We start from the raw sequence: 13,498 nt of genomic DNA, 5'->3' as shown, positions 1-13,498 counted from the left end.
TAGGAGCCGGTCCTATCGGCTGTTTCCATGCACAGCTGGCAAAGATCCGCGGAGCTAAAAAGATCATCATGATCGAGATCAACGACAAGCGCTTAGAGACAGCAAAGCAGTTTGGAGTCGATCATATTGTGAACAGCACAAAAGAAGATCCGATCGAAGCCGTAAAAAGGCTGACCGGGGGAAAAGGAGCGGAAAAAGTGATCTCCGCAAATCCATCAACAGCTGCACAGTCACAGGCCGTTTTTATGGCAAAAAAAGGCGGAATCATCGTATTCTTCGGCGGAGTGCCTAAGGGAGCTTTGACAGAAATAGATTCAAACTATATTCATTATAACAGCCTGTGGATTTACGGACACTACGGTGCCAACAGCATGCAGGTGCAGAAATCTTATGAATTGGCAATTTCCGATGCTTTTCCGACGGAAAAATTCATCACTCATGTACTGCCGTTAAGTGAGATAAACAAGGGGATCGAGCTGACTAGAACAGGGGAGGCAATCAAAGTCGTATTGCTTCCGAATGAAGAATAGGAGATGAAAGATTATGGCAAAAGAATTGAAAATATTAGTGGCCTGCGGAAGCGGAGTGGCCACCTCTACCGTTGCACAGGAAGCGGTAAAGAAAATATGTAAGGATGCTGGGATTCCGGCAAAGATCATAAAAAGCACAATGACAGAAATCCCGGCAAAACAGGCAGATGTAGACATAGTTATGGTGACAACAAATTACCGGCAGAAATTAGAGAAACCTCTGATCAAAGTATTTGGGCTGATCTCGGGGATCAATGAGGATAAGATCAGGGATGAGATCATAGAAACATGCCACAGGCTTCAAAATGAAAATTAGTGATCAGCTTTAGAAAAGATAGGAGAGAGACATATGGATATTTTATTAAAAGCGGTTCAGGCTTTATTGAATATGGGTGCTGTTGCCCTGCTTCCAATCATGATCTGTATTCTGGGACTCGTGTTCCGGATGAAGTTTGGGGCATCGCTGAAGGCCGGATTAATGGTAGGAATCGGTTTCCAGGGATTGAGTTTAACGGTTGGTCTGCTCACAGCCACGATTGAACCGATTACACAATACTATCAAAAAATGGGAAGCGGTTTTACGGCCGCGGATATCGGATTTGCAGCCGTGGGCGGAGCCTCATGGACCGTACCGTTTGCGCCGATCGCGGTGCCGCTGATCGTAATCGCAAACTTTATCCTGCTGAGAGCGGGGCTGACGAAGGTACTGAATGTGGATATTTGGAATTACATTCATTTTCTGATCCCCGGAGCCCTGGCCTATGCACTTTGGGGAAACGCGGTGCTCGGCCTGGCAATCACAGTTGGACTTTCCATTGCAGCACTGTACGCCGGGCAGGCGATCGCACATAAATGGCAGGATTTTTTCGGCCTCGATGGAACAACCTGTTCAACCTTGTCTTTTACTACTTTTATGTATCCCTTATCTTGGGTCATTAACAAGCTGATCGACCATATTCCGGGAGTAAAAGACATCGATATTGACATGAAAAAGCTGGAAGAAAAGTTAGGCTTCTTTGGAGATCCGGCATTTGTAGGTCTGATCGTAGGAATTTTTCTGGGATTACTTACGAGACAGGCGCCTACAACGATCTTTGGAATTGGTATGGGAATTGCCAGTGTATTGATCCTGATCCCAAGAATGGTCTCTATCATGATGGAAGGACTTACACCGATCGGAAATGCAGCAAGTGCTTATATGAAAAAACATATGGGGGAAGATGCGGAATTATTCATCGGCATGGATGTGGCTCTGGGGCTGGGAGATCCCGCATGTATTACCTGTACTGCGATTTGTATCCCAATCACAATCTTATTTGCATTTATCATTCCGAATATGGTGTATTTCCCGATTGGACTATTGGGAATTGTGTGCTACACCACGGTTATGTGCGTGCTGGCCAGCAAAGGGAACCTGTTGAGGAGCCTGATCTGTTCCATCGCATCCATGTTTCTGATCACATTCTTTGTCAATATGTTTGTGCCGGAGTGTACAAAGATGCTTTCAGTGACGGGCCTGAAAATACAGGGAATGGTAGCGGACGGATCTTTTGGATATAATCTGGGAACCGTAATCATCTGCTTTATAAGTAAGCTTTTCGGAATGTAGATACAGCCATAAAACAAAGGAGTGACCGCAGTGAGTTCAAAAAATGTATACATAGCGACAGAGGGAAGTGCAAAAGACTGGGAAGAAGCGATCAGGATTTGCGGAACATGCATGATGGAACGTGGAAGTGTCAGCAGATCATTCACAGATTCCTGCATTGAAAGAGAGCGGGAATATCCCACAGGGCTGCCGGCCGGCATACCGGTGGCCATACCGCACAGTAAGGCAGAGGGGATAAAAGAAAATTGTATCTGCTTCTTAAGATTAGACCGACCGGTCCGGTTTTACAGGATGGATGACAGCGAAGAGTATATTGATACGAGGCTGGTGTTCAATCTGGCAATCAAAGGGGCAGATGATCATTTAGAGTTTCTTCAGAAGTTAATGCAGTTTGTACTAGATGAAGGCAGTCTGGAAAAATGCAGCAGCATGCCGCTGGAAGATATTACAAAACTGCTGGAAACAAAATTAGGATAAACTTGAAAGAGAATATGACATTATAGAGAGACAAAAATCTATAATGTCTGTTTCTTTTATTATAAAGAGGAAAGTGATATGCCATGAAACGACGAAGCACCGAGATAATGCAGGCAATACTGAGATCAAAGGAAAACGATATATCTGCAAAGCAGTTTATGTCCAGGTATGATATCTCCAGGAGAACGTTAAAAAATGATATTAATGAGATCAATGATTTCCTCAAGACGATCTCGATGGAGGAGATTTTAATAACTGAGGACGGAAGTTTCAAATTTGGGGGGGTGCTTGACAGAGAAACAGTAGAAAAGAACTTATATCAAATGGACATGTATATGTATAAACTGTCACCGGAAGAACGGCAGATTTATATTATGCTTGAATTGATTGCGAATCCCCATTACACGACGATGCACCGGTTTGCAGAGGAGCTCTATGTAAGCCGTATTACGATCATGAGTGACATCGACGCAGTCAAACAGATTTTGATACCCAGCGATGCAGAGCTTCTCTTGGACAGCGGAAAGGGAATCAAATTATCGTGCAGCTATGAGGCGTCATTGGAACTGCTGGTTTCACTCTATAAAAAAATCGCAGTTAATATTAAGAATGACGGATATTTCCAGAGATTGATGCTTGATAAAATGAAGATTCAGTATACATTTTCAGAGCTGTTTTCTTATATGCAGGATTATATGAAGATAAATAATCTGGTCTTCATTGAAGATATATTTTATGACATTGTTTTATATTTATTTGCAGCTTTTAACTTCCGTGAACGCGATCATGCCGGTACAGATAAACTGGTAACGGAAAAGTCGAAATTAACAAACATCGATCATATGATGCTGTATGCAGGCTACATGTTAGAAGTTCCGGTGACAGAAAAAATGATTGCCTGCTTCAGGACCTATATTGAAAAAAATAATTTATATTCGTTTGTAAAGACGGTAGACGAAGTTGAGCTGTATAAGATTATTATGTTTTTTGTTTCACAAATTGATCAGGAGCTCCGGTTAGAATTGACCAATGACGATAAATTAATTGATTCACTTTTGATGCATATTAAAAGCATGAAGGACTGGGGGAACTATGAAGTTGAATTCCCTAAAAATTATGATCTGCCCATGAATTATGAATTGCTGGAGACATTAGTAGAGAAATATTCTTATATTTTAGAATCTTTTTTATCTTATAAATTAAGTACCAATATGAAAAAATCAATCGTTATCCATATTTGTGTGGCGGTGATCAGAAACCGGAGATACTATATCCCGAAGCTTTCCATCGTGATTGTTTGTCCCGGCAGCATGGCTACGGGAAAATATTTGGAAGCACAGATTAAAAACTATTTTGATTTTGAAATTGCAGGCGTTCTTGCCGCGGGTGAAGTGGTCAGTGAACTGGAGCAAATGGAACAAAAGATTGATTTTATTCTATCGACAGTACATATTGAGGCAGACCAGTATAAAGTGATCACAGTCAATCCTTTTTTGACTATGAAGGATTTAAATTTAATCCAAAAAGAAGTCTTTCAAAGCCAGAAACAGATAAATTTGCCGGCAGAAAAGAAAAAGAAGAAAATATTGGAGGATCTTGAGGAATTAATGGATGATGACCGGCTGCCGGCAGAAATATATGACAAGATTGAATCTATGCTTATGGGCTTAAAAAAAGATCCGGAGGAAGAAAGTGCGATGGCAGAGCTGTTAAATAAAGAATTTATCACGATCCATGCAGCTCCCTGCAGCTGGAAAGAGGCCATAAGGCGTTCGGCAAAACCGCTTGAACAATTCGGCTATATTGAGCCGAGATATACACAAGAGGCAATAGAAAAAGTAGAAGAGTACGGAGACTATATCGTGGTCAGTCAGGGTGTGGCACTGGCTCATGCCGGGAAGGATTCCGGAGTGATACAGGATGGGTTAAGCGTATTGGTTTCAAAGGAAGGAATCTGTTTCAGGAAAGAACAGCATCAGGTGAACTTAGTCTTCTGTTTTGCTTCAACGGGAGAAAAGGAATATTTAGATCTGATCAAAGAGATCGTTGCTGTCGGCAAGGAACAAAAACGCCTTAAGAGAATATTAAAATGCAATACGAAAGAAGAGATATATCATGCTCTGATATTTGACCGGGTTCCGGACTCTACGCAGCGTTGATTGTATTCCCGGGAGTCTTTTTTTATAATAGCAGATGAGGTGAATTGATATGGACAGTCAAAAGATAGGAAAACTTATTAAAACATTGAGAAAAGAGAAACAGCTGACGCAGATGCAGCTGGCAGAGCACATGAATATCAGCGATAAAACGATATCAAAATGGGAACGCGGTTTGGGATGCCCTGATATTTCGTTTTTTCCGAAACTGTCCGGGGTTTTTGACGTAGACCTGGAAAAACTGCTCTCAGGCAGGCTCGATGTCAACGAAGTATTAGGAGGAAATATGAAACATATGCAATTTTATATCTGTCCAAACTGCGGTAATCTGGTGACTGCTCTGGCAGATACGGCGGTTTCCTGCTGCGGAAAGAAGTTAAGGGCAGTACAGGCCCGGAAAGCACCGGAAGATGAACGTTTGAAGGTGGAGTCTATTGAAAATGATTACTTTATTTCGTCTCCACATGAAATGACAAGAGATCATTATATCTCTTTTGCTGCGCTGCTGACGGGTGACAGTATGATGGTACGCAGACTCTATCCCGAATGGGATATGCAGACGAGGATTCCCGCTTTCGGTCACGGCAGGCTGTTCTGGTACTGTACAAAGCATGGACTGTATTATCAGCCGGTCTGATTACTTTTGGGGAATGAGCAAAAAGCAAATAACTGCTTAAACGCCATGTCTTTCGGGAGAAAACACAGAAATAACCTGTGTTTTCTCTTTTTTTTGGCATTTTTTTGAAGTATCTGCATTTAAAACTTGAAACTGAGCAAATAATATGATATAATTTACAAAATGATGTTAATTGATTAAATAAATAATAAGGAGAGACGCCGATGATAGACAGAGATTTGACAAACCGGGAAAAACTGATCATGAAGTGTGTATGGGCAGAGAATCGGGAGATTTCCATTCAGGATCTTCAGGATAAACTGAAAGAAATGTTTGACTGGGATGCGAAAAGATCTACGGTCCGTACATTTTTAACAAGCATCGAAGGAAAAGGATTTGTTAAAATTGAGAGAAGAGGAAGATTTTCTTATCTCAAGCCTTTGGTAGACGAAAAAAAATACAAAAGAGAACAGGTACTGAAATTTGTTGATTTTTGGTATGGCGGTTCTAAAGTTGCACTGATCAAAGCTATAAAGGGCAAGAAACTGACAAAGGAGAAAGAAGAGTACCTTCGAAAGGTATTTAATGAGCCGGAAGAATGAAAACTGCAGGAAGATTGTTTCTGTACATCAATCAGCATTGTCAGATGATGACTGAAACTATGAGCCAGATACTTCAAGGACTGGCTCTTTTTTTTCGTCCTGCCCGCTTTGTTCTGACAAGAAGAACTGCTGTACGTTTTTCGCACAGCAGCCCCTGCTTAAAAAATAATTATGTAGCGATAGTATCTGAGTTATTCAAGGCTCAGCGGTTCCTCATTAGAAATAGAAGTGCCGTCTTTTGCTTTTGCCACATAAAATACAGACAAATTTTCCGGCTGATAATAGATTTCCAATGATGACAGGGAATTTAATTTTACACCTTTTGATTTGATGTCCTCCTTCACTGCCTTTTCCACATCTGCGACGAGCACATTGTGACTCTGAAACTGTACTTCTGTATAGATTTTCATATTTTATTCTCCTTTCCTGCTTTAATTTTCTTATTATAAACCTTGTTTCATAAATATTCAAAGGATCAGGTGAAATATGAATATATTTTATTTTTTATGATTGACATTTTGATAAAAGAGAGCTATTATAAATATAACATATGAATGATTGTTCATATGAATGAATATAATAATAAAAAGGAGGGTGAGAAGTTGACAGTACATGATATAGACTGCTGTGATACCTATCAGGTCCATGATGACCTTCTGAAAACAGTAAATGAAAAAATGCCCGAGGAAAGTGAACTGCAGGATCTGGCAGACCTTTTTAAGGTCTTTGGAGATTTTACAAGGATCAGGATTCTGTTTGTTTTGTTTGAAGCAGAAGTATGTGTGTGTGACCTGGCGGAGGCTCTTGATATGACTCAGTCTGCCATTTCACATCAGCTGAAGATACTGAAGCAGGCAAGGCTTGTAAAATCCAGAAGAGAAGGGAAATCGGTTTTTTATTCACTGGCAGACGGTCACGTAAGAACGATCATCGCTCAGGGAAGAGATCATATTGAGGAATAATCATAATTAAAATGGGAGGATATTATGAAGAAAAAATTTAAGTTACAGGATTTAGACTGTGCACATTGTGCGGCAAAAATGGAAGAGGCAATTAAAAAAATACCGGGAGTAAATGATGCCAGTGTAAGTTTTATGACTCAGAAAATGACGATCAGCGCAGAAGATGAAAAGTTTGATGAGATCATGCAGAAGGTTGTCAGTACCTGTGCCAAGGTTGAGCCTGACTGCAGGATACTCATCTAGCTGATAAAACCCGGATGGAACGGAGCCGATCCCTCACTCCGGGTTTTATTTTTTAATATAAGGAGACTATAATTATGACAAAAAAACATAAAAAGATGCTGATCCGGATCATCGCGGCATTTTTCCTGCTTGCAGGGCTGATGATTGCGGAACATACGGGAAAGCTGGAAAGTTTGGAAGGTTCATGGGCTTTGTTTGTGATTTATCTGATTCCGTATCTGGTGATCGGCTATGACATTATTTTCAAAGCAGCCAGAAATATCAAAAACGGACAGATATTTGATGAAAATTTTCTCATGATGATTGCCACGTTCGGGGCCTTTGGAGTGAAAGAGTATTCTGAAGCAGTGGCCGTTATGCTGTTTTATCAGGTGGGAGAGCTGTTCCAGAGTTATGCGGTGGGAAAATCCCGCCAGTCTATCTCAGAAATGATGGATATCTGCCCCGAATATGCGAATATTGAGGTTGACGGAGTGCTTACACAGGTTGATCCTGATGAAGTGGAAATAGGAAATTTTATTGTTGTAAAGCCGGGGGAAAGAATTCCTTTGGACGGTGTGGTCATTGAGGGGGAATCCCTGGTCGATACAGCCGCACTGACCGGCGAGTCCGTTCCAAGAAAGGCAGCCGCAGGCGATGAAGTGATCAGCGGGTGCGTCAACGGAAGCGGTACACTGAAAGTAGAAGTGACGAAAGAATTCGAAGACTCCACTGTTGCAAAGATTCTGGAACTGGTGGAAAATGCCAGCAGCAAGAAGGCAAATGTAGAAAATTTCATTACCAAATTTGCAAAATATTATACCCCTGTGGTAACGATCGGTGCTGTGATTCTTGCAGTACTTCCTCCGCTGATCTTAGGAGGAGGCTGGGGTGAATGGGTTCAGAGAGCCTGTATTTTTCTTGTCATCTCCTGTCCATGTGCGCTGGTGATTTCAGTGCCTATGGGATTTTTCGGAGGGATTGGTGCTGCCTCAAGGCTCGGTGTGCTGGTCAAAGGAAGTAATTATCTGGAAGCCGTATCTGAGATGACGACCATCGTATTTGACAAGACAGGAACTTTGACAAAGGGCGAATTTAAAGTGACGGAGATCCTGCCGCAGGGATGCAGCGAGGAGGAACTTCTTGAACTGGCGGCATTGGGTGAAGGATATTCGAATCACCCGATTGCAGGTTCTATCAAAGAGGCATATGGAAAAACAGCGGATATGAACCGTGTGTCCGACGCTGAGGAAATCGCGGGACACGGAATCCGTGTTTTGATCGATGGAAAAGAAATTCTAATCGGAAACGGCAAGCTGATGAGACAGCAGCACATCGACTATGTCTCCTGCAAAAGCAGCGGAACTGTCGTCTACGTGGCCTCTGAGGGAGTGTTTGCAGGTGCCATTGTCATTTCTGATACGGTAAAAGACGGGGCAGAAGAGGCAATCAAACGCATGAAGCAGGCAGGTGTTAAAAAATGTGTCATGCTCACCGGAGACAGGAAAGAGGCAGCTGAATCTGTTGCCGCACAATTAGGGATTGATGAAGTATACGCAGAACTCCTGCCGGGCGATAAAGTAGTTAAGGTGGAAAAGCTCCTGGAAAATCAGAGGGACAAAGAAAAGCTTGCTTTTGCCGGAGACGGTATTAATGATGCTCCGGTGCTTACAAGAGCAGATATTGGGATTGCCATGGGGAGCATGGGATCTGATGCGGCCATAGAAGCCGCGGATGTAGTATTGATGGACGACGATGTCAGAAAGATTGCCTCCACCGTTCATATTTCAAGAAAAACACTGCGGATCGTGAAACAAAATATTGTGTTCGCTTTAGGGGTGAAGGCTCTTGTATTGGCTCTTGGCGCAGCCGGAATGGCAAATATGTGGGAAGCGGTCTTCGCAGATGTCGGAGTATCTGTAATCGCAATTCTTAATTCCATGCGAGCGCTGAAAACCGATGACAAAGAATAAAAGAAAATTAAGGGAAAAATCCTGATTATATGATATGATGCAGCAAAACAGAAACATGATCCTGTTTTGCTGCATTTTTCTTTTTTACCTCTCAGGAAAGAGACTCCGTGACTTCTTTGAACTGAAAAACACTACGGGAACAAAGAAAAGCCTTATAAATACTGCATTTAAATGAATGAGCAAGAGGAAATATTGAAGGATTTACGACAATAGCACAACAAATGAAAGAACATTGTATAACGACTTATACTAAGAAATGCAGAGATATGGAGAACGATACTTGAAATAGAATGTCTTTTTCTATACTGTGAAGTAAAGAAACGACAGTAAGCGAACATACCGAATTTATTCTATTGCTATGTTTGATGAATGCTGAAATATTATAGACAGGTGCTTAAAAATAGTGTAAAATTAACTTGTATTAGGAAAAGAAAAATACTTTTTAATTTTGTATAAAAAGGGGTTGACAGACATGCTTAGAAACTGGTATACTATGACAGACAGGTAAAGTCTGCCTTTTTTTGCGTACAAACTATATAGACATACCAAAAGCACAGATACACTAATTATATGGTGATCTGTGTCTTTTTTGCGTTCTGTAGAAAAATGAGTGAAAAGAGGAAAGAAATATGTATAAAGAAAGTGTCAAGAAGAATTCTCGTTACACAATGTCAAAATTTGTGTGTGTGGTTTTTGTACTAATTTTAATATTAAATTGTATGTCTTTGCAAATTAAAGCAGAAGGAAATACGAATGGGGATATAAAAGATAGTGAATATAATCCAAAATATACCATTCAACATTATTTAAATTATCCAGCGATGGCTTTGGACATTCCAAATTCTGGTGATAAGGCGGGAATGGATTTAGTAAATGCGCAAGCATCTAAGACAGATACGATGATTGTATGGCGAACAGATGCTTCACGGGAAAATAATTTACCACGTAATTTTAAGAAACAAAATAGTTATGGAGAGAACCATAGTGTGGATGAATTATATGAACAAAGTCCACATTCGCAACTAAACTTAAATGATGATGGAACAGTAAAAACAGAAAATGAATTACGAAAATTGTTTGCTGATGAGGAAACATATTTCTTTGAAAAATCACAAATGCGATTCATGAATAAGCTTTATAATGATAAAAGTGAAAATCATTATAATAAGAATTATACATTAGAACAGGTTTGGCTTTTGAAAGAAGGTAAGGATAAAGATAGTACCAATGAAGAGGATTTTTATGTCTTAGATGCACCTGTAATGGATGATGGAATCCATCATGATCCTTCTAAGTTTACTTTCACTAACTATAAGGACAATCCAGCATTTAATTCTACAAAAACTACAAATGCTGATGGTGTGAAATATATTGGAGATTCAAAAGACGGTTATACGATTTTAATTACTGAAGATACGGTCATTCGTCTAGTTTTTGAACCAACTGCAGAAGAAAATTATAATTATGATGCAGTGAATTTTTTCGATTATGATATAACGGATGGATTTATACTACAGAAAAAGCAGCTGCATTAGCAAGAGATGGTCAAGAGGTAGATAATATAAGCAAAAAGGTTGATAAGGCAATAGAAGCACAAACTTTAGATCAATTAGTTTCAAACAGTAAATTTAATGTAGATGGTAAACTTCCAACTTCTTATCAAAGCAAAGATGAATTGAAAAATGTAACATTTTATGCAAACACAGCAAAACAAGGTATAAATAACCGAAATAATCTTCCTGCTGGAGCAGAGCAAAAATTTGCTTTTGGAAACGATAATGCTGGGACTGGATTAGGAAAGAATACTTGGAATGATCCTAACGGTGTAGCGGCATCATTAAATATGACTAATGCAGGAAATCGTGCTGGAACCAGTAAATGGGGTACTACATTCTATGGTCCGAGTCTTCGAGGGGCAACATTTAGTTTGGGTCAAGGCGTCAATGAAAATGGAAGTATTAAGTGGAGTGAGGGGGTAAATGCACCTCCAATCTTTTCAACAGCTAAAGATACTTTGAATTCAGATGGTATAGATAATCCAAATGGAATACAAGGGAAAACGGAATATTTAAAATATAGTGGATATGGGACAGAAAATTCCAAAGAAAACTATAACTTACAGTTTTCTCGTCTTGGAGGTACATATACTTTATCTGGAGTTAAGAACAATAAAGGGAAACAAGTCAGCAGTAAGTTGGATAAAATTTCCAAAAATAAATCATCTCTTTATTCAAATGAATTTTGGCCGATGGATTATGCTTCATCATATGGAACTGATGGACACGATCTTAAATTTGGAAATTTAAATTCCAAAGATCTTAGAAATTTTGTAGGAATTGATGGTTCTGGAGCTAAAGTATCTGGAGCCCTTCCAACAAGTGATGATCAAAATAATGATCATAATTCTTACTTTGGTATGACAACATATTTTGACTTTGTGTTACAACCTGGATATTGTGGACCATTGAATTACTTCTTTTATGGAGATGATGATTTATTAGTGTTCTTGTCAGAAACAACTGTTTCTGAGGATGGGACAGTTACAGTTGATCATACTAACAGTGTACAAGTGGCAGACATGGGTGGAGTTCACTCGTCATTAGGTATGTACGTAGATTTATGGGAATTTATTGATGGAGCAGAAGATATAAAAAATAGTGATGGAGAGATAATTGCCACAGGTATTCCAAATAAAGATAATAAGAAAACATATCGTTTATCTGTATATTACACAGAAAGAGGAGCATCTGGATCTTCATGCTATATGAGATTTACAGTTCCATTTGAAGAGTTAGCTACAAATCCAATTACTTTTGATCAGGCAATTCAAATTGAGAAAAATGTTAAGAGCAATTCAAAAGAAGATAAAGGTGTATATGCATTTCAGTTGGATTTAACGACACCTAACGGAAATTCTATGGTTAATCAATATCCATATAAGAGATATGATGCAAATGGAAAAGAAATTAGTACTTCTAATGCTTCAATTGTCAGTGGAACAAAATTTTTTTTAAAGGATGGAGAGAAAGTGCTGATTTCTCATTTGCCAAAAGATACTGATAAGGATTTGGAGAAAGGCTATGGATATAATGTAAGAGAATTAGGAAGAGTAGATTCATCTAGTACAGGATACCCTGATAACTTGAATCCAAGTAATGTTACAGTTATTCCATTGACTCCAAAAGATTCAACAACCTTTATGACAGGAACAATTAAGGATGGATTAGGTCAAAAATTAACATTGGGTGTTGATTATGGGGATGAATTTGATAAAAATAATTATGTTCGTTTTATTAATGCCACAGACCCTGGAATGTTAGAATTAGAAAAGCAATTATCTGTTGATACGCAATCAACAGATAAGGATTTCAATTTCAACGTATATTTCACAAAAGCAGATGGGACGCCTTTGAACTCTTTATCATGGTTTAAAAGCCCGACTGATGTTGAGAGTCCAAACTGGGTTGAACAATCAGATATTGAGTTGCAAGATGGTAAAGGCGTGTTATCAATTAAAGCTGGTGAAAAGGTTTTGATTTATAATTTACCAAAAGGGGCAACCTATACCATTACAGAAGCCAAAAACACATATTATGGGGTCAAAGAGATTGTTACTACAGGAAGTGGAAAGATAAATAAAGACGAAGCTTCTGGAAAGGTTACCGGAACTATTATAGTGGATGAGAATGTGACCGAGATGGATCAAAAAAAGCCATCTAATACCATTAAATATGTCAATGCAAAAACAGAAACAGGTGGCTTGACAGTAACAAAACAAGTTTCGGGAACACACGGCGATAAAGACAAGGAGTTCCATTTCACGGTTACGCTTGATGATAAGACAATCAGCGGAAAATTTGGAGATATGGACTTCGCGGACGGCGTGGCTACATTCACATTGAAACACGGGCAGAGAGCAACAGCTGTGAGACTTCCTGCTGGTATCGGATATACAGTAGAAGAAACAGAAGCCAACCAGGACGGCTATGTGACTACTTCTACTGCTGACAAAGGAACAGTTCCAGAGAATGGTAATGTGGGAATCAAGTTTATCAACCACAAGGAAGTGACATCAGAGAAGCCATCCACACCTGATAAACTTGATACGCCAGACAGTCCAAAAACGGGTGACAGAACAAATATAGTGTTATATATATCATTGTTCGCAATAAGCGGACTATTAATCGCAATTCTAATCGTATTGAAGAAAAAGAAAATATTGGAGAACCGAAAAAGATCTTGAAATAAGATTGTAACGGCTACACAACTCACATTGACGGAGTGATCCAGACACGGTGGCGGGGAAATCTCAGGATTTTTCCGCCATGCTTGCAAGTGGCTGGTTCACTTC

General features: G+C 39.6%; 13 protein-coding genes. 12 read left to right on the top strand and 1 reads right to left on the bottom strand.

Features of this window, described 5'->3' with window-relative positions; genetic code table 11:
* The 7 genes from QVP35_RS16580 to QVP35_RS07445 form a co-directional block, all read left to right on the top strand.
* A partial coding sequence (locus QVP35_RS16580; RefSeq protein ID WP_288187799.1) for a zinc-binding dehydrogenase occupies positions 1-530 on the top strand: 530 nt, incomplete at its 5' end.
* A 13-nt stretch (positions 531-543) separates the two neighbouring features.
* Entirely contained in the window at positions 544-846 is a 303-nt protein-coding gene (locus QVP35_RS07470) for a PTS sugar transporter subunit IIB (protein ID WP_006567078.1), read from the top strand.
* Between the two features lie 33 nt (positions 847-879).
* Positions 880-2,139 (top strand): PTS transporter subunit IIC, encoded by a 1,260-nt coding sequence (locus tag QVP35_RS07465; protein WP_009289722.1) that lies wholly within the window; start codon positions 880-882, stop codon positions 2,137-2,139.
* Between the two features lie 30 nt (positions 2,140-2,169).
* The gene (locus tag QVP35_RS07460; protein ID WP_009289721.1) at positions 2,170-2,616 is read left to right on the top strand and encodes a PTS sugar transporter subunit IIA; all 447 of its coding nucleotides are present in this window, start codon (positions 2,170-2,172) and stop codon (positions 2,614-2,616) included.
* 83 nt (positions 2,617-2,699) lie between these two features.
* Positions 2,700-4,775 (top strand): BglG family transcription antiterminator, encoded by a 2,076-nt coding sequence (locus QVP35_RS07455; RefSeq protein WP_009289720.1) that lies wholly within the window; start codon positions 2,700-2,702, stop codon positions 4,773-4,775.
* Between the two features lie 49 nt (positions 4,776-4,824).
* Entirely contained in the window at positions 4,825-5,409 is a 585-nt protein-coding gene (locus QVP35_RS07450; protein ID WP_006567074.1) for a helix-turn-helix domain-containing protein, read from the top strand.
* Between the two features lie 203 nt (positions 5,410-5,612).
* Complete coding sequence (locus QVP35_RS07445) at positions 5,613-5,990, top strand: BlaI/MecI/CopY family transcriptional regulator (RefSeq protein WP_006567073.1); 378 nt, start codon at positions 5,613-5,615, stop codon at positions 5,988-5,990.
* Positions 5,991-6,181: 191 nt separating this feature from the next.
* On the opposite strand, the gene QVP35_RS07440 is transcribed toward QVP35_RS07445, so the two are convergent.
* A complete protein-coding gene (locus QVP35_RS07440; protein ID WP_006567072.1) occupies positions 6,182-6,400 on the bottom strand; it encodes a DUF6465 family protein in 219 nt (72 codons plus the stop codon).
* Positions 6,401-6,556: 156 nt separating this feature from the next.
* Between QVP35_RS07440 and QVP35_RS07435 the strand changes: the two genes are divergently transcribed.
* The 5 genes from QVP35_RS07435 (at position 6,557) to QVP35_RS07415 (ending at position 13,390) form a co-directional block, all read left to right on the top strand.
* Entirely contained in the window at positions 6,557-6,952 is a 396-nt protein-coding gene (locus QVP35_RS07435) for an ArsR/SmtB family transcription factor (protein WP_039930420.1), read from the top strand.
* 24 nt (positions 6,953-6,976) lie between these two features.
* Positions 6,977-7,195 (top strand): heavy-metal-associated domain-containing protein, encoded by a 219-nt coding sequence (locus QVP35_RS07430; protein ID WP_006567070.1) that lies wholly within the window; start codon positions 6,977-6,979, stop codon positions 7,193-7,195.
* 74 nt (positions 7,196-7,269) lie between these two features.
* On the top strand, positions 7,270-9,147 hold the full coding sequence (locus QVP35_RS07425) for a heavy metal translocating P-type ATPase (RefSeq protein WP_009289718.1): 1,878 nt from the start codon (positions 7,270-7,272) through the stop codon (positions 9,145-9,147).
* Between the two features lie 629 nt (positions 9,148-9,776).
* Positions 9,777-10,682, top strand: coding sequence for a hypothetical protein (locus tag QVP35_RS07420; RefSeq protein WP_009289717.1), 906 nt, complete (start codon positions 9,777-9,779; stop codon positions 10,680-10,682).
* A 140-nt stretch (positions 10,683-10,822) separates the two neighbouring features.
* Entirely contained in the window at positions 10,823-13,390 is a 2,568-nt protein-coding gene (locus tag QVP35_RS07415) for a DUF7601 domain-containing protein (RefSeq protein WP_022260973.1), read from the top strand.
* Positions 13,391-13,498: the final 108 nt, after the last annotated feature.

This window comes from Anaerostipes sp. CAG:276, from assembly GCF_000432215.1.
GTDB lineage: Bacteria > Bacillota > Clostridia > Lachnospirales > Lachnospiraceae > Anaerostipes > Anaerostipes caccae.
This window is presented reverse-complemented; position numbering and strand designations above follow the sequence as displayed.